The organism is Bifidobacterium sp. M0307 (assembly GCF_016100445.1).
Classification (GTDB): domain Bacteria; phylum Actinomycetota; class Actinomycetes; order Actinomycetales; family Bifidobacteriaceae; genus Bombiscardovia; species Bombiscardovia coryneformis.
The window spans coordinates 942,922-963,538 of sequence record NZ_JACFSL010000001.1 but is presented as its reverse complement, the minus strand read 5'-3'; the positions used below and the strand labels follow the sequence as shown (position 1 = coordinate 963,538).

Annotated in this window: 13 protein-coding genes; 7 read left to right on the top strand and 6 right to left on the bottom strand. The window is 61.7% G+C overall.

The window, feature by feature from the left end; all coding sequences use genetic code 11:
- The first annotated feature begins 50 nt into the window (after window positions 1-50).
- From H3V08_RS03855 to H3V08_RS03845, 3 genes are all read left to right on the top strand, one after another.
- Window positions 51-3,563: a tetratricopeptide repeat protein gene (locus tag H3V08_RS03855; RefSeq protein ID WP_198181658.1), complete on the top strand. Its 3,513-nt coding sequence runs from the start codon at window positions 51-53 to the stop codon at window positions 3,561-3,563.
- A complete protein-coding gene (gene ligA / locus H3V08_RS03850) occupies window positions 3,556-6,153 on the top strand; it encodes an NAD-dependent DNA ligase LigA (protein WP_198181657.1) in 2,598 nt (865 codons plus the stop codon). The genes H3V08_RS03855 and ligA overlap by 8 nt, the downstream gene beginning before the upstream one ends.
- A gap of 71 nt (window positions 6,154-6,224) precedes the next feature.
- Window positions 6,225-7,412: an Mrp/NBP35 family ATP-binding protein gene (locus H3V08_RS03845; protein ID WP_198181656.1), complete on the top strand. Its 1,188-nt coding sequence runs from the start codon at window positions 6,225-6,227 to the stop codon at window positions 7,410-7,412.
- A gap of 121 nt (window positions 7,413-7,533) precedes the next feature.
- Here the strand turns inward: H3V08_RS03845 and H3V08_RS03840 are convergent, their stop codons facing one another.
- The 5 genes from H3V08_RS03840 to H3V08_RS03820 all read right to left on the bottom strand — a co-directional run bounded on the left by H3V08_RS03840 (window position 7,534) and on the right by H3V08_RS03820 (window position 13,749).
- Window positions 7,534-8,847 (bottom strand): MFS transporter, encoded by a 1,314-nt coding sequence (locus H3V08_RS03840; RefSeq protein WP_198181655.1) that lies wholly within the window; start codon window positions 8,845-8,847, stop codon window positions 7,534-7,536.
- Between the two features lie 190 nt (window positions 8,848-9,037).
- A complete protein-coding gene (gene glnA / locus H3V08_RS03835) occupies window positions 9,038-10,474 on the bottom strand; it encodes a type I glutamate--ammonia ligase (protein WP_033490355.1) in 1,437 nt (478 codons plus the stop codon).
- Window positions 10,475-10,664: 190 nt separating this feature from the next.
- Window positions 10,665-11,396, bottom strand: coding sequence for a DUF4191 domain-containing protein (locus tag H3V08_RS03830; RefSeq protein ID WP_198181654.1), 732 nt, complete (start codon window positions 11,394-11,396; stop codon window positions 10,665-10,667).
- 37 nt (window positions 11,397-11,433) lie between these two features.
- Window positions 11,434-12,921 carry a dihydrolipoyl dehydrogenase family protein gene (locus H3V08_RS03825; RefSeq protein WP_198181653.1) on the bottom strand — a complete coding sequence of 496 codons (1,488 nt, stop codon included), beginning with the start codon at window positions 12,919-12,921 and terminating at the stop codon, window positions 11,434-11,436.
- Between the two features lie 189 nt (window positions 12,922-13,110).
- Entirely contained in the window at window positions 13,111-13,749 is a 639-nt protein-coding gene (locus H3V08_RS03820; protein WP_033490351.1) for a DUF3043 domain-containing protein, read from the bottom strand.
- A 53-nt stretch (window positions 13,750-13,802) separates the two neighbouring features.
- On the opposite strand from H3V08_RS03820, the gene H3V08_RS03815 reads away from it, so the two are divergent.
- From H3V08_RS03815 to H3V08_RS03805, 3 genes are all read left to right on the top strand, one after another.
- Window positions 13,803-15,170: a dipeptidase gene (locus H3V08_RS03815; protein WP_198181652.1), complete on the top strand. Its 1,368-nt coding sequence runs from the start codon at window positions 13,803-13,805 to the stop codon at window positions 15,168-15,170.
- Window positions 15,171-15,358: 188 nt separating this feature from the next.
- Window positions 15,359-16,045: an ECF transporter S component gene (locus H3V08_RS03810; RefSeq protein ID WP_198181651.1), complete on the top strand. Its 687-nt coding sequence runs from the start codon at window positions 15,359-15,361 to the stop codon at window positions 16,043-16,045.
- Window positions 16,042-18,648: an ATP-binding cassette domain-containing protein gene (locus tag H3V08_RS03805; protein ID WP_442859342.1), complete on the top strand. Its 2,607-nt coding sequence runs from the start codon at window positions 16,042-16,044 to the stop codon at window positions 18,646-18,648. Before H3V08_RS03810 ends, H3V08_RS03805 begins: the two co-directional genes overlap by 4 nt.
- A 185-nt stretch (window positions 18,649-18,833) precedes the next feature.
- Here H3V08_RS03805 and H3V08_RS03800 read toward each other — a convergent pair whose 3' ends face one another.
- A complete protein-coding gene (locus tag H3V08_RS03800; RefSeq protein ID WP_198181650.1) occupies window positions 18,834-19,454 on the bottom strand; it encodes a superoxide dismutase in 621 nt (206 codons plus the stop codon).
- Window positions 19,455-19,635: 181 nt separating this feature from the next.
- Here H3V08_RS03800 and H3V08_RS03795 point away from each other — a divergent pair, with 181 nt between their 5' ends.
- Complete coding sequence (locus tag H3V08_RS03795) at window positions 19,636-20,574, top strand: TrmH family RNA methyltransferase (protein WP_198181649.1); 939 nt, start codon at window positions 19,636-19,638, stop codon at window positions 20,572-20,574.
- Window positions 20,575-20,617 lie beyond the last annotated feature (43 nt).

Sequence of the window (20,617 nt, the reverse complement as noted above, 5' to 3'; positions counted from 1 at the left end):
CCCTTTATTCTATAAGCGACATGTCTGGATGAATTGGGACAATTGTGAACATGTCCAAGAGCGTGAACAAGTCTGACGGCCTGGGGGATTTTTCTAGGAAGGCGCGTTCCCTGTGGTCGACCCTGGCGGGGAAGGCCGAGGACTTCCTGGACGGGGATACGGCCGATCACGAGCAGCCGCTGAATGACCTTGTCAAAAAAGCGGCACAGGTTTATGCCCAGACAGGAAAGCGCCCTGATGACCAGTTCATGCACGATCTGCTGACTTCAACCAGCCACCAGCTGGGCCCCATGGTCAAGCGTCATCTTTTCCCCGAAATCCAAGGGGTGCCCGAGGGATTGACCCTGGGCTGGGTCCAGTGGCCCGGGACGCGGGGGAGGTTCTTCTCGCTCGGGGTCTTCACCGATCGTTCCCACTTCGCCCAGATCGCCTTGGCCGATGACCATGGCCGGGTCTTCGTCGGCCAGCAGAGGCAGATGGATGTACAGAACCAGCAGGCGGCTTTCATGCTGGGAAAGGAACAGGAGATCTCCCTGCCCTACGGACGCCGATTCGGTCGCCAGGAAGGTGACGGTCGGGTTCCCACCGTCCGCGCCATTCAAGGCGGCATCGTGGGAAGGGACCAGACCGGCAACCTCTGCTGGTTGGCTTCCTGGCTTCGGTATGACGGCCGGTACACCCTGGAACAGCTCCGACCCCAGCTACCGCCCGACCTCCGATTCAACCTGGAGTACCGGGACGCTGTGGCCATCTCCTTTTTTGCGGCCTACATGCTGCCCCATATCCAGGGGGTTTTCACTGGGTTCGGCTCCGGCAACATCTTCCACAGACTCAATCGAGAGGCTCCCATGGGAGCCATCCGTCGCAGCGTTCAGGACACGGTCCGGGCCAGGTCCAGTGGTCAGCGCGTCTCGGGCCTGGAAGACCTCTTCTCCGACCTGATGCAGGAGTCGGGCGCCCTGGGAGAGGTTCCCGGTCTGGAGGCCGTACATGGGGCCGAGCCGCTCCACCTCTACGCCTCTTCATATTCCGGAGCCTACTTCCTGACCTGGGATACCGGGCTGGAATTTTCGGCTGCCCTTCGGGCCTTGCAGATTGAGGGGAACCTGAACCGGTTCGCTTCTGTCAGTGCCTGGCTGGAACGCAATGCGGACCTGGGTATCTACCCCACCGAGGACACGGTGACCAGGGTTCAGGCCGCCCGGTTGGATCAGGCCCTCTTGGACGATCCGGCCATTGCCGCCCTGCTCAGGTCGGGCGACCTGGACCGGGACTTCGACCCCATCCATAATGATGGGCGGACGGCTCTGAATGCCATCCTGTCAAAGGCGGCAGCCACAGCCGAGAAGGTCCGCCAGGAGGCCCCACGAGCGGTGCCGGTTCGGGCCGACCAGGGTGAGGTTACCTCGTCGGAGTGGGTTTACCGCCAGACTTTCGCCCTGTTGATGCGCAGCCTGCGTCTGCCCTTCCGCTTCGATGTCGAGTTCCGTTCGAACCTCGAAGAGGGGGAGGTTGCCATTGCCTTCACGTCGGCGGGGCGGGCCATGATGCCATCCAGCCGATACGATGATGACCGCCATGCTTGGGTTGACCTGGACGATGACCAGAGAGCGGCCATGAGCGCTGATTACAACCTCCGGGTGGGACTGATTATGGCCGCCTTGGCCTTCGGAGTGGATCCCTCGGTGCGACAGGTCAGTCTTCAGATTGATTCGGTCGGTCTGGAGGAGGCTGTTGATGAGCAGAATTCCGCCATACGCACCATGATGGGTCAGGCCTTGGAGGCCTTTGAGAGGATGCGGTCGGGCGATATGGGGACGACTGGGTCCAAGGCCGATCCCAAGGACGGTGACATTCACGGTGATCCAACTCACCCAATCGTCACCGATGCGGTGTCTCCCCAGGAGGAGACCCCTGAAACCTCGAACAGATCCGAAGCGGAGCCGTCCGGGAACGAGGGGGAAACCGGAGATGATCGGTCTGAGCGCGACGGCGGGTCGATTGCCGAGGACTCGCCGAGCGAACGTCCGATCAATACGGAGGACGAGAGTGAGGTCAACCAGGAATTCAGGGATCTGATCAAGGGGGTGGACCTGGATGAGGTGGCCTTCGCCATGCCTTCCAGTCAGAACCCCGCCCAGGATTCGGATGACGGTGCAGGTGCGGATGCCTCCGGCGACACGTCCGGCCGTCCTCGCAGCGAGGGCAACGAACAGAACCCGTTGAGTGCTCTGCAGAGCAATCCTACGGTACGCAACCTGGTCACCGTCACGTTCAGCAGGGAACTCTTCCTTTCCCGTGTCAGGCAGGCGGGGGTCACCGATCCCAAGGCCGTCTTCAGCTTCTTCGACGCTGCGATGGAGGTCACCCCCGCAGGTGGCCTGGCCCCGGTTGATGCGGATTTCGACATGCGGGACGATCGATTTTCACCCCGGGCCTCCCAGGAGGAACCCGAGTTCTCCGATACGGTCTTCACGCCCCAGGCCGCCGAGGTCCTCGGTGCCGACCATGCATCTGGCCTGTCCATCCAGCGGGCCGATCTCCTCCAGCATGCACTGGGTCTCTTCCATGCGCTCAGCGGGAACCAGAACATGTCCTCAGCCGAAAAGGCCCAGGAAGCCACGCGAATCATCAAGGAGATCGCGGACCCGGAATTGGACCAGCTGGCCCCCCAGGTGGCTTCCGCAATGATAGACGAGACCAAGGTTCCGGATTTCGACTTCGCCCTTTCCTCCCAGCTCGACAAGGAGCGGATTCGGGCCAGGGACCTCCTCTTCTCGGGTGCCGCCCCCCAGGCCATTCAGGTGGAGCAGGATGCCATCGACCGCATGGACGCCTTCTTTTCGACCGATGGTCGCGTGCCGCGTTACTTCAATTCCTACGCGGAGCGGGTGGTCTATAACCGGCTCTTCGCCACGCCGGGGGAGCAGACCCTGCTGATTCCCGACAACCTCTTCTACGCCCATCTGGAGATCGCGGACGTTCTCTCCCAGCTCAAGGAGGACCAGGCGGCCCTGCAGCATCTGAATGCCATGGTGGCGTATGCCCCCGCCTATCCGCTCTCCCACCTGAAGTTGGCTGTCATGCTGGCCAACCAGGAGGACTGGGACTCGGCCCGGGCGGCCACCCTGAATGCCCTGAGGGTGGCTCTGGACAGGGACGATGCCTCTTTCGCCTATTATCGTCTGGCCTACGCCGCCTGGATGCGTGACGAATTCGACGTGGCTGCCGCCGCCTATATCATGAGTGAGCACATCAGTCCTGACAGGATTCCCGCCCTGAAGGAGGAACTGTCCGAACTGAGGAGTCGTGCCCAATCCCAGTGCATGGTCCTGCCGGATGACTTCAGCTCCGCACGGGCGGTTCTGTCCGAGCATGGGCTGCCGATATGGCCCCATACCGAGGTTGCGGGCATAGTGCGGGATGCGGCACGCATCTGCGTTGATGGGGGCATGTTCGTTCCGGCCCGAACCCTCTCAATGGCGGCCGCGAGGATGAACGACGACGATAATGAGGGTGTTGACGTGGTACAGGCACAATTCATGAGGTCACTCAATGCGTAACGAAGAAGACGAATATACGGGCGGTGGAACCGGGCACGAGGGTGCCTCGGAAGAGAGGCCGGCAATCGGGAGTGACCGCTGGATAGCATCACTGCAACCCGATGATGCCGATGCCATGCGGCTGGGTGAGCTGGATGCCGGTTCCCTGAGGGCCGAGGCGGCCCAGCGTCTCTGGTCCAAGCTGGCGGCCTGGGTCGAGTCGGACCAGGTGGCCTATTACATCGATGACGCCCCGGTCTCTTCCGACGCGGCCTATGATGCCAGGATGCGCTGTCTCCAGGAATTGGAGTCAAGCTTCCCCAGTCTGGACACCCCCCAGTCTCCCACCCACCGGGTGGGCGGAACCTTCTCCAACGATTTCACCTCCGTTCGTCATCCCTCCCGGATGCTCAGCCTGGACGACGTATTCAGCATCAACGAACTCCGCCAGTGGTACGACGGAATCCGCAAGGACCTGGATTGGCCCGAAAACAAGGCCCTCGCCATGACCAGCGAGGTCAAGATCGACGGGCTGGCCCTGAACCTCCTCTACCACAATGGGGTCCTGGAGCAGGGACTGACCCGGGGAGACGGGGTGACCGGCGAGGACATCACCCTGAACGTCCGAACCATTCAGACCATCCCGCAGAACCTGTCGGGGCCGGCCGAGGACATCCCCGAGTTTGTGGAGGTCCGTGGCGAGGTCTTCATGCGGTTCGACGATTTCCAGGCCCTGAATGAGCAGCAGGCAAAGGAGGGCAAACCTCCCTTTGCCAATCCGCGCAACGCTGCCGCCGGGTCCTTGCGTCAGAAGGACCCCCGCATTACGGCAACCCGCCGACTGAGCTTCTACGCACATGGTATGGGCTCCCTGCGGTGGGGAGCGGCCCACCCCAAGGGGTCACACGATGAGGTCATCGACCAGTCCCAGGCCTATGGGCTCTACAAGCAGTGGGGGATTCCGGTTTCACCCCACAACAGGGTCGTTGCCTCCTTCGATCAGATTCTCGACATGATCGACTACTACGGACAGCACCGCAACGACATCGAGCATGCCCTGGACGGCATCGTGGTCAAGCTTCAGGACAGGGACCTTCAGCGCAGGCTGGGTGCCACCTCCCGTGCACCCCGCTGGGCCGTCGCCTACAAGTATCCGCCCGAGGAAGTCAATACGAGACTTCTGGATATCACCGTCCAGGTGGGCAGGACCGGGCGAATCACCCCGGTGGCCATCCTGACCCCCGTCTCCGTGGCCGGTTCCACGGTCTCCCGAACCACCCTCCATAACGCCTCCGAGGTCAAGCGTAAAGGGATTCTGATTGGCGACACGGTCGTGGTCCGTAAGGCCGGTGACGTGATTCCCGAGCTGGTCGGTCCCGTCATGGAGGCCAGGAAGGGACGGGAAAAGGACCTGAAATCCTTCGTCATGCCCGAGACCTGCCCCAGCTGTGGTGCCCGCCTGGCCCCGGCCAAGGAGGGGGACGTGGATATCCGTTGCCCCAACGTGGAGTCATGCCCTGCCCAGCTGACTGAGCGGGTCATCCATATGGCCTCTCGGAAGGCGCTGGATATCGAGCACCTGGGGGAGCAGAGCGCCATCGCCCTGACCAACCCCGATGAAAACCGCCCCGACTCCGTTGATGTCTATGCTCCCGGATTGCGTGAGGTCCTGGTGGACCAGGGTGGGCAGGCGGCGCCTTATCAGCCCGCACCCGATCTGGAGCTCCCTCCCCGGCAAAGCCCGGTCCTGACCAGTGAGGCTGGTCTGTTCGACTTGAAAGTCGATGACCTGCGCCACGTGCATGTCTGGCGTGAGGTTCCGCTGATGGAGCAGGTTGAGGTGGAGGGGAAGGATGGGCCTAGCACCAGCAAGCGTCGTGTCGGAGGCAGTGGTCTCTGGTACCGGGTGCCGGCCTTCTACAACCTCCCCAAGAGCGACCAGGCTGCCCAAGGTGACAGGGCCATGAACAGCTACGAGGTCCAGGCGGAGGATGCGGCCCTGGGCAAGGCCGGTGCAGAACCTTCCCGAACCACTTTGCAGATGCTTCAGGAAATCGACAAGGCCCGACATGCCGACCTGTGGAGGGTCCTGGTTGCCTTGTCCATACGACACCTCGGCCCCACCTCGGCACGGGCCATAGCCACCCGCTTCCCCTCCCTGGACGCCATTGAGCATGCCGGGATCGATGAATTGTCGGAGCTGGACGGGGTCGGCCCCGAGATCGCCTCCTCCATAGTCGATTGGTTCACCGGCGCCCGCCAACCGGGTGACTGGCGTGGGAAGATTCTGGATGCCTGGAAAGCGGATGGTGTGGGGTCCCATGTGGAGCGCAGCACCAAGCCCCAGACCCTGAAGGGCATGACGGTTGTGGTGACCGGAAGTCTGGAGGACTTCTCCCGGGATTCGGCCAAGGAGGCCATAGTCGAGCGCGGAGGCAAGGCCTCGGGGTCGGTCAGCAAGAAGACCACTTATGTTGTGGTCGGGGACAGCCCCGGTTCCAAGGCGGAGAAGGCCGAGAGCCTTGGTGTGCCCATCCTCGACGAGGCGGCCTTCCACCGTCTCCTGGATACAGGCAGTCCCGATGGACAGGGTGACCAGGCAGAGGGCTGATCAGGCTCTTCGCAATATCCGACCAGTCCCGCTCTGGAGATGCGCCCTGGTCTCGGGCTATGGTGGGCGGCATGGGTCAAGAGCAGTTTGGAACGGAAAACGGTGGTAACGGAGTGAACGACCAGACGGATTGGGAGGATTTCCCTCGTCGCATCAAGGGCGAGGTCTTCGAACGTCTAAGCAAGGTCATCGACCCCGAACTGGGCCGATCCATCACTGACCTGGGCATGATAACCGACATCGTGGTGGTACCCCGCCGTGATACCACCGAGGCCGACTACGATGTGACGGTCAGGGTGGAGCTGACCATCAAGGGGTGCCCCCTCTCCCAAACCATCACCAACCAGATCAACGGGGCCGTTTCCTCCTACCCCCGGGCCAGGCTGCACTCCCGGATTGATGTGGCATCCATGAGCAAGGAGAAACTGAATAACCTCGTTGCGGACCTCAAGGCTGCCAGGCGAAGCAACCCCTTCACCAAGCCGGGTATCAAGACACGGATTTTCGCCATTGCCTCGGGGAAGGGCGGTGTAGGCAAGTCCTCGGTCACGGTCAACCTGGCAGCCACCCTGGCAGCTCTGGGGTACGACACCGCCGCCATTGATGCCGATATCTATGGGTTCTCCCTGCCCAACCTCTTCGGTGTGGACACCCAGCCCACGAATCTGAACGGGATGCTCATGCCTGTCACGGCTTGGGGGGTCAAGCTGATATCCATCGGCATGTTCGCAGGGTCCGACCGGGCCATCCTCTGGCGGGGTCCACGGCTGCAACGTTCCTTGGAACAGTTCCTCTCGGATGTCTGGTGGGGCGACCCGGATGTGCTCCTGCTGGACCTTGCCCCCGGGACCGGGGATATGGCGCTTTCGGTGGCCCAGGCCCTGCCCAACAGCGAGCTGGTGGTCGTCACCACCCCCCAGCCCAGTGCCTCTGATGTGGCGGTCAGGTCCGGTCTGGTGGCGCTTCAGGTGCCCACCAGGGTCCGTGGGGTCGTGGAGAACATGTCCTGGTACGACCATCAGGATGAACACCTGGAGATATTCGGCAGTGGCGGTGGGCAACGGGTTTCCGACCAACTGACCGAGGCCCTGGAGTACCAGGTCCCCCTCCTTGCCCAACTGCCCCTGCAGCCAGAGGTCCGGACCGTGGGAGAATCCGGCCGGCCTGCCGTGCTCAAGCCGGATGGTTCACTGGATGATTCCGACCTGTCGCACCGCTTTGTGGACCTGGCCAAGACCCTGATGTCCGCCACCTCCTGATGGATCGGGCGGCATGACGCCCGGTTGCAATCGGTTTGCAGTCCAGACCAGGAAGGTCTGCATGAGGTCTTCGACCGCCAGGCAAGGGGTATCGGAGACGAGTGAATATCGGGATTATTGACTAAGCGCGACGTTCACCCGAGGGAATGAAGAGGAGCCAGGGAAGACTGACCACGATCAGGCCGATGGCGCACATGGCAAGGAGTGGTATGGTCTCATGGCCGGCCAGTATGTATGACGCAAACATGGGGCCGAAGATATAGCCCAGGGAAGCCGCCGTATTGAGCAGACCGAACATCCTGCCACTGTAGGCGGGTCCAGCCAGTTCTGCGGCAACCACGGGCTGGGATATCCCCATCATGACCTCGCCCAGTCCGAAGACGATGATTCCCAGGGAGGCCACGGTCAGGGCTCCGAAGGTGGTGGTCAGTCTCAGGCCCAGGACGATGATGATCCAGGCGGCGGCCCAGAAGACCGGGACCGTGCGCAGGATTCGGACATGGTTGCGGTCCTTCAGCCTGGGGAGGAGGATGATGTTCAGGATGACCACCGAGAAGGTGTTGACCACATCGACCACGGAGAGCGACCACCGGGGGATGTGCTGATCGGATATGAGCGTGGTGACCAGGCCGGCGTCGAACTGGGAGTATCCGAAAAGGTCCATGAAGAAGCTCCCGCAGACCAGGAGTCCCATGGTCACCAGTACGTAGGTCAGGGACCTGGTGGAGCCGCCATAGGTGCCGCTTTGGGCACTCTCAGCTGTGCTGCCGTCTTCTGCGCTCGCGGAGGCAGGTGAGTCCTTCTCGTTCTCTTCCTGGAATTCGAGCTTGAGTCGGGCTGTCAGCGCGCGTAGGTCGTAGTGCCGTTCGATGATAAGAAGGGTCAGGCTGAGCAGGGCGAACCCCAGTGCGCGGCCGCCGAATCCCCACCGGTAGAGGTAGTCCTGGCCGCCTGCCGCCAGGAGTCCGCCGACCGCAGCTCCCAGGCCGATACCCAGGTTCACTTCAGCCTGGTTGATTCCGTAGACGATTCGATGCTGCTCACGGGTCGATATCTGCGTCAGGATGCTGGACCAGGAGGTCTGCATCCCCATCCCCAGACCGGAGACGAAGGCTCCTATGGCCCCCGTTGTGAAGTCATGGGCCAGGGTGAAGATCAGTGGCCCTATCACGGAGAAGATCATCGCCGTGTGCATGGCCAGCCAGGAGGATCGCCGGTCGGAGACCCAGCCGATGATCGGGTTGGAAATCAGGGAGCCGATGGAGCTGATGGTGACCAGCAGGGCAGCCTCGCTCATGGTGGCTCCCAGCGAGTGGGTGGCGAAAAGAAGCTCGATGGGCATGACCAGGCCGATGCCGAAGGAACACATCAGGTCGACTATCAGCATGGTCCGGAGGTAGTCCGGAAGGCTCATGAACTCGCGTACCCAGCGCACCGCCACCTCCATCGGTCATGGCTTTCTTCTCAACTCCATATCACCATCGGGGAGGGACCAGGAGTGTCGGATCGCATTGCCTATACGGAAAAACAAGCCCCCCGACCTGGCGCCAAGGCGTCGGGCCGGGGGGGGGGTGAACCCATACCGGAAGAACCGAGTCTTTATCGATTTGTCCGGCGCATAGGGGTCAGATATGGAAGTAGAGCTCGTACTCCAGGGGGGTGGGGGCCAGGCGGGCCTGGGCCAGCTCACCGCGCTTGAGGTCCAGCCAGGTCTCGATCAGATCGTCGGTGAAGACGTCTCCCTCGCTCAGGAAGTCATGGTCCTCCTCCAAGGCGTTCAGGGCCTCTTCCAGGGAACCGGGGACCTGCTTGATCTGGTCGTGCTCCTCCGGAGGCAACTCGTAAAGATCCTTGTCCACGGGAGCCGGAGGCTCGGTGTGGTTGAGGATTCCGTCCAGTCCGGCCATGAGCTGGGCCGAGAATGCCAGGAAGGGATTGCAGGAGGGGTCCGGGGCCCGGAACTCGATGCGCTTGGCGGCGGGCGAGGTGCCGGCCAGCGGAATACGGATGGCGGCGGAACGGTTCCTGGCCGAGTAGACCAGATTGACCGGTGCCTCGTATCCAGGCACAAGACGCTTGTAGGAATTCATCGAGGGGTTGGTGAAGGCCAGAACCGCCGAGGCGTGCTTGATCAGACCGCCCACATACCAACGGGCGATGTCGGAAAGGCCGCCGTAGCCCTTCTCATCGTAGAAGAGCGGCTTGCCGTCCTTCCAGAGGGACTGGTGGCAGTGCATGCCGGTGCCGTTGTCGCCTGCAATGGGCTTGGGCATGAAGGTGGCAGCCTTGCCGGCCAGGGCAGCGGTCTCATGGACCACGTACTTGTACTTCATCAGGTCGTCGCCCGCATGCAGGAGGGTGTTGAAGCGGTAATTGATCTCCTGCTGTCCGGCACCGCCGACCTCGTGGTGGGAACGCTCCAGAATCAGGCCCACCTTCTGCAGGTTGGCAACCATGTCATCACGCAGATCCTGGTAGTGGTCGATGGGGGGAACGGGGAAATAGCCCTTCTTGATACGGTTCTTGAAACCGATGTTGGGGGAGCCGTCCTCCTCGACATCCACCCCGGTATTCCAAGGGGCTTCAATGGTGTCAACCTCGTAGAAGGAGCGCTGCATGCTGTTCTCGAAGCGGACCTTGTCGAAGATGAAGAACTCGGCCTCGGGGGCGAAGGAAGCGGTGTCGGCGATTCCGGTCGACTTCAGGTAGGCCTCTGCCTTGGCTGCAATCTGTCTGGGGTCGCGTGAATAAGGCTCATCGGTCAGCGGGTCGACGATGGAGAAGGCGACATCCAGGGTCTTGTGCTTGCGGAACGGATCCAGGTAGGCGGTCTCCGGATCGGGGATCAGCTTCATATCCGACTCGTTGATGGCCTGGAATCCCTGTACGGAAGAGCCGTCGAAGGCCATGCCGTCCGTGAATGCGTCATTGAGGAACTCGCTTGCCGGGACGGTGAAGTGCTGCTGAACCCCGATCAGGTCGGTGAACCTGACGGAGACATACTCCACGCCCTCCTGGTTGATCAAAGCTTCGCAATCGGCCTTTGATTTCAGTTCTGTCACTGAACCGCTCCTTTCATGAGAACCGTTATGGTCATACAGTCTAAAAGACCCGAGTTTTCGCCAACCCGCAACTTAAGTTACGGGGTTGTTTCGTACTGCCGAGGCGGTAACACGGGCGTGAAGAGTCCTGATACGGAAAACCCCGACACTAAGCCTGGAGGTTCGGTGTCGGGGTGGAAACATGGGCAGATCAGCGGCCGCGCATGGCCTTGCGGCTGACGTGGACCTTGGTGGGGTCGATGCCCTTCGGCATGCCCAAGGCGTTCTGCCTCTTTTGGAGGGTGATCAGACGCTCGTTGAGGATGGCCAGCTCGTCCGCAGTCATCTTGACCTTCTTCTTGATGACCTCTTTCTGGAGCCTGTTCAGGGGCACCTGGTTGGGACCCTGGCCGACGCTGATCTTGTAGATCGGGATGTCCGAACCCTTGGTGATGCGGCGAATCTTGTCCTCTTCGCGTTTCATGGCCTTGGTGACCCTGGCATAGTCGCCTTCGCCAACCAGATAGACACCGGTGCGACCGGTGCCGCGCCAGATGGCATCCTTGGTCTTGGCGTCAATCCAGACGGGATCCTGGGGGAACCTGAACCCGGCCTTGGAGATGTTGCTCAGCACTGCGGCCGCAGCGCCGGGGCGACCCTCCATCTTGGCGTACCCCACCTTGTCGGAGCGCCTGGTCAGGGTCATGGTCCCCAGGAGGAGACCCACCATGATGCCCAGGAGGACGAACAGTATCCAACTCAGCCAGCCGACATGGAAGATGAAGCAGACCGCAACGGCCACCACGATGGGCACCAGGACGGCCACCAGAAGGAACCAAGGCAGGGCCTTGTCCTCTGCATGGGTGAATTGGTAGATTTTCCAGATTTGGGAAAACGTGCCATTCTTCTTTTTCGGCTTCTTGGCCTTGTCCTCTTGTGCCATATGATCCTCACTCGGAAACGTTCACTGGTTGACCAGTCTACCGCAAGTTCAGGGGGCGCCCATCGGCTTTGAGCAGAGCCTCACCAATCGCCTCGCTAAAGGTCGGATGGGGGTGAATCAGGCCCGCCGCCCTGTCCAGTGGAACCCTGTTGCCCACCAGCTGCTGAACTTCGGCGATGTTCTCCGATGCCTGTGGGGAGACCATCTCCAGTCCCACCACGATTCGGGTGTCCAGGTCGGAGGAGAGGCAGGCCGTAACCAGGCTCAAAGTGCCCTGATACCCGCTCATCCTCATTCGGGAATTGGCCTGCATGGGGTATATGGTCTCCTCCACCTGGTTCAGGGTGGGGTCGTCCTGTGCCTCCTGCTTGGTGTACCCCACGGCGGCTGCCTGGGGGGAGGAGTAGACCACCCGGGGAATGGTGGATTCCTTGACGGGTTCAGGATCCAGACCTGCCGCGGCCTCGGCCAGTGTGATGCCCTGCTGGAAGGCCCGGTGGGCCAGATGGTTACCTGGGGTGATGTCACCCAAAGCCCAGACACGTTCCCGGCTGGTCCGGCCCTGGGAATCGGTCAGAATCTGCCCGGCATCATCGGTGTCGATTCCAAGTCCTTCCATCCAATCCTGGTCGGTCTGGGGATCCCTGCCGATGGCTGCCAGAACCAGGTCGGTCTCCAGGGAAGACGTCTCACCCCCACCTTGGCTGGGGCCATAGGTGACTGTCAGGGGTTTGTCGGGAGATGATTCGGTGATGGCCTGGCAGGTGGAATCGGTTATGACGTTGATGCCCTGTCGTTTCAGTTCACGCGTCATGACCAGTCCGGTACGGCGCCCCCAATGGGAGAGGACCCGGTCACGTCTGATCATCAGCGTCACCTCGGTCCCGGCCTGATGCCATATGGTGGCGAATTCCATGGCCACGTCCCCGGATCCGATGACCAGGGCCCTATTGCAGAAAGGCTTGAGTCGAAGTGCCCGGTCGGAATCGATGACACGATCGCTGAACGGTATGCCGGGCAAAGGGCGCGAGCGGGAACCCATGGCCAGAACCGTGTCGCAGGTGGTCAACCGGCGGACAGTGCCGTCAGGGGTCCTGACCGAAACCAGTCCATCGCCGACGATGGAGCCCTCTCCTTGAATAAGGTCCACCTTTCGCTGGGTCAGCAGCTGGGTAAGCCCACTGGTCATGGCTTCGACCATCTCATCCTGGTAGGCGGCCAGGCGTTGGTAGTCGATGCCCTTTGCCTGCATCCGGATACCCATGGCTTCACCAAGGGAAGCCTGCTCCAGTACCTGTGTGGCCGTCAGTAGGGCCTTGGTGGGTATGCATCCCCGGTTCAGACAGGTCCCACCGGGTACGGGATCACGCTCGATCAGCGCGACCCGGGCGCCGAGTTCGGCCGAGCGCAGGGCCGCGGAGTATCCACCCGGTCCCGAGCCGATGATGATGACGTCATATTGACGTTTGGAACTGTCCAGGGGGTCCGACGAAGCGGGGTCAATGCCATCCTCTGTGTGTTTCATAGTTGCCCATGCTAGCGAAGAGAGGAGGAGCGGGCTTGAGTGTTTGCACACTGTGAACGCTTCCCAACGTCCGATTTCGCTCCTTGATTCTTCCGAATCCGGTTGGGAAAAGGAAAGCCGCCCTGCCCCGGGCGGGGAGGACGGCAGTGCTTGCTTACAGGGTCTCTTTCGTGACCGAAGATGTTGCTTTTACTTGGGCCAGTTGCCGCGTTTGGGAGAGGTCGGCTTGGGGACCCGCCAGCGTCGTACCATCATGGCCCGCTGCCAGGCATAGCTGGCCGAGCGGGAGCCTTTGGCCACGGAGCGTTCGCCGAACTTCTCGATCAGCTTCACCTTGAGCCTGCGCCACATCAGCCAGGTATCGATGATGCCGACGATGATGAAGGCGTAGACGACCACAATCAGCATCATGTAGATGCTGTTGGCGGTCACCGGATCGACCACGGAAGTGGCGAACATGGATGCAAACATCCCTACGAGCATGACGATGATGGCCGGGAAGGTCCATTCAAGCAGGTTGAACCGGGCATCCACGTAGTCGCGGATGTAGATTCGCCAGGGGAGCCTTTCCGACTTGGGCATGTGGGCGACATCGCCGGTCCTCATGGCCTCATACTGGGCATCCTCCCTGGCCCTGATGCGGGCCTTGGCGGCCTTACGGCTTGCCTTGCGGTCCTTGGGGACCAGAGGACGGAGAGTCTGGGCCTCTGCCACCTTGCGCTTGGGGGTCGGACGCCCCTTGCCGCCGGTACGGTCCTGAATCTCCTTGGTGTCCGATTCCTGGTCCTGTACCTTCTTGTCCTTGCCTTTGAAGGGGTTCCATGTCATGCGAACAGGTTACGGTGACGCCTAGACTCATCAGCATTTTCAGGAGGTAGGACATGACAGATTTGGGCTTGGAAGAGATTCAGGGCCGGGTAGGGGCCGACTGGACCAGGATCATCGATCTGCTCAAGGGGAAAATAGCCCTGGGTTCGGTTTCCGCCAAGGGAATCACGGGGGAACACATGCGCAGCTCGGCTGAATTCGTGGCCGAGGAGCTGACGAAGGTGGGCATCGATGCCAGGGTGGTGCAGTCCACCAATGCGGATGGCACGCCTGGTGCCTTCGAAGTGGTCGGCTCCAGAATCGTCGACGAAACCGCTCCCACGGTCCTTCTCTATGCCCATCATGATGTTCAGCCCGTTCCCGACCCGACGGCCTGGGATACCGACCCCTTCACCGGTGTGGAACGCGACGGGAGGCTCTACGGACGTGGATCGGCCGATGACGGTGGCGGCATCGCCATCCATTCCGGTGCCCTGCATGCCCTTGGTGACGACCTCAAGGTCAATATCAAGGTCTTCATCGAAGGGGAGGAGGAGATGGGTTCGCCCAGTTTCATTCCCTTCATTGAAGCCCACAAGGAGGAGTTCGAATCCGACCTGATCATCGTGGCTGACTCCGGCAACTGGTCCGACCGGATTCCCAGCCTGACCACTTCACTGCGAGGCAATACGGATCTGGATGTCACAGTCAAGGTCCTGGAACACCCGGTCCATTCCGGGCAGTTCGGCGGTCCCATCCTGGACTCCAACACCCTGGCGGCCATGCTGATCGCCTCCATGTACAACGACAAGGGCGAGCTGGCGGTCCCCGGTATTGAGGGAGGACAGCCCGTAGGTGGGCTCCAGCGCGACCTGGATCCCGACCAGGTGCGTAAGGATGCCGGAGTGGTGGACTCCTACCGTCTGGCGGGCACCGACTCCCTGGCTTCCAGGCTCTGGACCAAGCCCTCTGCGTCGGTTATCGGATTCGATGCCCACCCTGTCGAAGGATCCTTCAATGTCCTGGCGGATCAGACCCGCTTCCGCATCTCGCTGAGGACGGCCCCCACCCAGCGTCCGGAGGAGGCTCAGAAGGCCCTGGTCGATTTCCTGCGCTCGCATGCCCCCCTGGGTGCCCAGGTCGAGTTCTCCTGCGGAGAGAACGGGATGGGATGGGCCATGGATCCCGACAGTCAGGTGGTCAGGAACGCCGAGGAGGCCATGCGCCAGGCCTTCGGATGCGACCCGGTCAACAAGGGCGAGGGTGGCTCAATCCCGTTCATACCGGAGCTCAAGCGTCTCTTCCCCAAGGCCCAGGTTCTGGTCACAGGACCAGAGGATCCCAAGGGCAACGCCCACAGTCCGAATGAGTCCATCTCCCTCTATGGTCTGGAACGCAACATCGTCACTGAGGCGCTGCTCCTGGACAGTCTGGGGGCTTGACCAAGGCAGGTCCTAAAGTAAATAGTGACACGGGGGCCGCATGCTGCAAAGCAGCGTGTGGCTGAGAGGAGGCTCAGCCTCGACCGGACGAACGTTTACCGGGCAATGCCGGCGCACGGATGTCACTCAACCCGTGCCTTGAACAGGATGCGCACCCAAGGGTGTGCTTACGGAAAGGCACAGTAATCATGAACAGTCAGAATCAGACCCGATTCCAAGGCGAGGATGACAAATCCAGAGGTGACGGGGAAGTCACCCATATCAGGCACTCCAATCGTTGGCGGGTGGTCGATATCGCCGTGGCTTCGGTCATCGGTGTGGCCAGCGCATTCATCTACTGGGTGGTGGCCATCGTCACGTCGGTGCCTTGGTCTCTCCTCGATGGCATCATCCCCGGTCTGGGCGGAATCCTCAACGGGCTGTATCTCTTTGCGGCCCCTCTTGCCCTTCTTATCGTGCGCCGCCCCGGGGCAGCCGTCTATGCCGAGGTCGTCGCCGCCGTTCTGGAATCCCTCCTGGGCAGCCAATGGGTTCCGGTCGAAACCTTCCTGATAGGACTTCTCCAGGGTGCCATGGCCGAGCTGGTCTTCGCCCTGTGCCGGTATCGCCGTTGGAATCTGCCCACGGTCACCCTGTCGGGGATGGCTGCCGGGTTGGGCTGCTGGGTATACACCTTCTGCACCCATCTCCAAGCCATCAGTCTGACCGGCCCTTATGGTCTGATCTACCTGATGGCCACCCTGGTCTCCGGTGCCCTCCTGGCGGGGGTTCTGGTCTGGTATCTCTATCTGGCCATAGCCAGGACCGGTGCCCTCGATCGCTTCGAGTCGGGCCGCCTGCCCAGGAACGGAAGCCGTAAAGGAACCAAGGCGTGACCCAAGCCGATTCAGCACAGCCCAGGGATGGATCGGATCTGACCAGGCCGGCAGGTCTGGACCTGGATCACTGGGGGTATCGTCACGCCTATCGGAGTCATTTTGCGGTCCGTGACCTCTCCCTGTCCATCCCTGCCGGGCAGCGTGTGCTCCTCCTAGGGGCCTCCGGCATAGGAAAGTCCACAATTCTAGAGGGCATTGCCGGGATTCTGGGTGACCAGGAGGGAGCCCTCAGGGCCCAGAACGCCGGTGCCTCTGGCGGTCAGCCCATCGAGGTGGAGGACGCCGATGGGGGAGTGACCAGGGGGAGGATACTGGTCGATGGTCAACCAGCCGGTGTGGTCGGCGGCCGCGTGGGGCTTGTTTTGCAGGATCCCGATGCTCAGGCCATCTTCCAGCGGCTTGGTGATAACGTCGCCTTCGGTCCCGAGAATATGGGGGTCCCCCGGGAGGAGATATGGCGGAGGGTCGAGGAGTCCCTGTGCGCCGTGGGGCTGCGGGACCTGCAACTGACCAGGTCCACCATGCATATCAGTGGTGGACAGATGCAACGCCTGGCACTTGCTGGTGCCCTGGCCATGGAACCGGGTCTTCTGCTTCTTGACGAGCCCACGGCCAACCTGGACCCTGACGGGGTCCATCAGATTGTCGGAGCGGTTCGACAGGTTCTCGACCGCCGTCATTCCACAATGATTCTGGTGGAGCACCGGGCGCAGCCCTGGATGGAAATGATCGACAGGGTCATCGTGCTGGGTCTGGGTCCTCAGGAGGGTCAGGAAGGCAGGGCAGGAGGTGACGGTTTCCGCCGCACCGTCGTTATGGCCGATGGCACGCCCGAGCAGGTCTTCTCCGACAGAAGTCTCGACCTGGCCGCTTTGGGGATATGGGTACCCGACCCCTATAAGGGGCCGGGGGACCAGGTGGACCGCATTTCGAGCCGCCCCCGGTTGGGCGAAGACCCGGGTAGCACCGCTGGCGATCCGATTCTGGAGACGGTCGATCTCGCCGTCGGGCGTGACGGCAGGGCCATCGCCTCCGGTATCAATCTAGCCTTCCACGCGGGGGAGGTAACGGCCCTGGTCGGAGCCAACGGGGCCGGTAAATCAACCCTGTCCATGACTCTGGCAGGTCTTATGGAACCCGTCTCCGGTCGTGTGGTCGCCTCGGCCGAGCTGGTCGGAGGTGACGGTCCCGACCAGCCGATGGCGGACGGATCCGCTCCGTCGGCTTGGAAATCCACCGACCTGGCCTCACGTATCTCCTATGTCTTCCAGAATCCGGAGCATCAGTTCGCCCGGGGCTCTGTGCTTGAAGAGGTCATGGTGGCCCCGCTCAGGACCGGAGCCACCGAGGAAGAGGCCAGGGAACGGGCCCGAAATCTTCTGAAGCGGTTCAACCTGAACCAATACGCCAGTGCCAATCCCTATACCCTCTCAGGGGGGGAGAAGCGCCGATTGACGGTGGCTGCCGCTCTGGCGGCGGCCCCCTGCGTGCTGATACTCGATGAACCGACCTTCGGGCAGGACAGGGTCACTTGGACCAGTATGGCCCAGTTGATCGATTCCCTGCGCGCCGACGGAATCTGCATCATCGTGGTCACTCATGATATGGACCTGGTCAAGGCCCTGGGTGCCCGTGTGGTACGCCTGGTGCCGGGCGAATCGGTCGGGAGGTCTTCGCAGGCAACGGTCTGTGCATCGGCGCGGCGGGAAGTCGGGCAAACACCGGTGACCGCTGCCGCACAGGCGAAGACCGCCCCTGAGGGTGGGCGGGACGTGCCGGCTACGGTCGTCCTGCCGGTTGCGGCCATGAATCAACGTGACGAGCCTCCGAGAATGTCAAGCCGCTCGGCCTATATCGCCTCCATCAATCCGGCTTTTCGCCTGCTGGGGGCCTTCCTGACCGCCCTTCCCCTCCTGATCAGTCTGGATTGGGTCTCCGCCACGGTGGCTCTGGGGCTTGAGCTGATTCTCCTCATGGCGGCCGGCTTCACCCCGTGGAGGATTGTCAGGTCAGCCTGGCCCATCTTCCTGGGGGCTCCGGGGTCGGCCCTGGCCATCATCCTGTACGGGAAGGCCGGAGGAGCCACGTACTGGACCTGGGGGATGATTCATGTCACCCAGCGTTCGGTGGACCTGGCCCTTGCCACTGCCCTGCGCATCCTCGCCATCGGAATACCCGCCATCATCACTGTCCTGGGCATTGATGCCACTGATCTGGCCGATGCCTTCAGTCAGGTTCTCCACCTGCCGGAGCGGTTCGTGTACGGGGGGTTGGCGGGGCTGCGACTCTTCTCGGTCCTGCGGGATGACTGGACCGCTCTTGCGGCTTCAAGGCGGAGCAGGGGGTTGGGTGATGAGAACAGGTTCAAGGCCTTCTTTCCGCAGGCCTTCGCCCTCCTGGTCCTGTCCATCAGGCGCTCGACCACCCTGGCTACGGCCATGGAAGCCAGAGGGTTCGGTGGACGTGTGGAACGCACCCATGCCCGGATTTCGAAAGTCAGCCTCAGGGATTGGTGCTACCTGTCGATCTGCCTTGCCGTTCCGGTGGTGGCCCTGACCGTGGCCGGATTGACGGGTGCCATCTCCTACTTCGGCAATTGACGGTAGTCCGCTCCCCGTTCCGGTGGTGTCGATCCGGTAGTTCTCAGACTCCTGGACAGCACGCTTGAGCGTCATATATGAAAAGAGATCCGGATACCGCTTCCGCCCGCCATGCTCGGCGGTTCGGCGTAAGGGTATCCGGATCTCTTCCCTGCTCGTGCCCAGGAGAGGCACGGGGACGAAGGCTACTTGACCAGGTTGGTATTCAGGTTGCGAACCTCGTCGAAGCGCTTGGAGGCATCCTCCCAGTTGACGATGTGCCACCAGGCCTTGACGTAGTCTGCCCTGACATTCAGATAATCCAGGTAGTAGGCGTGCTCCCAGAGATCCAGAAGAACCAGCGGGAAGATGGTGACGGGCAGGTTGCCCTGGTGGTCGTACATCTGCAGGGTGACCAGGCGCTCACCCAGGGAATCCCATGCCAGGACGGCCCAGCCGGAACCCTGGATGCCGGCGCACATGGACTCGAAGTACCGCTGGAAGCCCTCGAAGGAACCGAACTGGTCCTCGATGGCCGCCTTGAGTTCGCCAGTGGGTTCCTGTCCGATGGACGGGGCCATGTTCTTCCAGAAGATGGTGTGGTTCTTGTGACCGGCCAGGTTGAAGGCCAGGTTCTTCTCCAGGAGGTTGGACTGTGCCACATTGCCGGACTCGGCAGCGTCGTGAATTTGTTCCAGTGCCTGGTTGGCGCCGTTGACATACGCCTGATGGTGCTTGTCATGGTGGAGTTCCATGATCTTGCCGGACACGTAGGGCTCGAGGGCCGAGTAGTCATAAGGTAGCTCAGGAAGTGTATATACGGGCATGGTGTCTCCTTACATTCGCCTCCGCAGGGCATCAACCCTTGATGGAAAACCCGAACGGCAGGCTCGGAATACCAAGTCGATTTGGCTTGTCTACTCAGACTATCCCCGGGGAAGCAGTGTGCCAAGGCATTTGCAGGGGTCAGTTCAGTGAACTTGATTACAGAGAGTTAGAGTGGTGGGTATGCCCCTGACAGAAACACTGATGGATAACCCGCGTTCGCAGCGCATACGCCGGCTTGCCGAGCTCAAAGAGAGAAGGGCCCGGCAACGTCATGAACGCTTTTTGATCGAAGGGCCGCAGAGTGTCCGGGAGGCAGTGGATTGCCGGTCCGACCTGGTCACGGACCTCTATGTGCAGACCGGGGATGCATCGGGCCAGGAGGGTATCGGGTTTCTGAATCCGATCGTGGCCACCATTGCCGAGAGCGCCCTGCAGCACGACAACATATACGTACACCCGGTAACGGAAAGGGTCATGAAGGCCATCAGTACGGATGCCCAGGGGATTGTCGCCCAGGGTGATACCCGGGGGATGGCGGTCGACCCTGCCGATCTGATGGTGCCAGGCGATGACGGTGGGCGGTATGGTCAGGGAGGCCCGGACCTGATTGCCGCCTTCTGGCAGGTGCGTGACCCCGGCAATGCGGGGACCGTCATCAGAACGGCCGATGCTGCAGGTTGCAGGGCCCTGGTCCTGGTGGACGACTGTGTGGACCCCCTCAACCCAAAGGTGCTCAGGTCTACTGCGGGTTCGGCCTTCCACATTCCGATTCTGACTATGGGGACCGATGACTTCCTTGACTGGGTGCATGGCCGCGGAGATGGAATCACTGCCGCGGATGTCTACGGAACGCCTGATCGCAAGCCCACCGATCTGCCGGACCTGCTGGCCAGGGAAGGTGTGCAATCCGGATCCGGCGGCACGACCGGAGGGCCAGCCCGGGGCAGGGTCGTTCTATTCGGGAACGAGGCTCGCGGGCTACCTCCGGAGCTTCTGCAGCGGGTGGATTCCATCGTTTCCATACCTATTTATGGCCGGGCGGAATCACTCAACCTGGCTACCTCGGCGGCGGTCCTTCTGTATGGCCTGGCCATGTCGAGTCGTATTGAAAGAATGTAAAGGTTATAAAGACCGATATAACACTGTTTTCAGGCTCTTACAA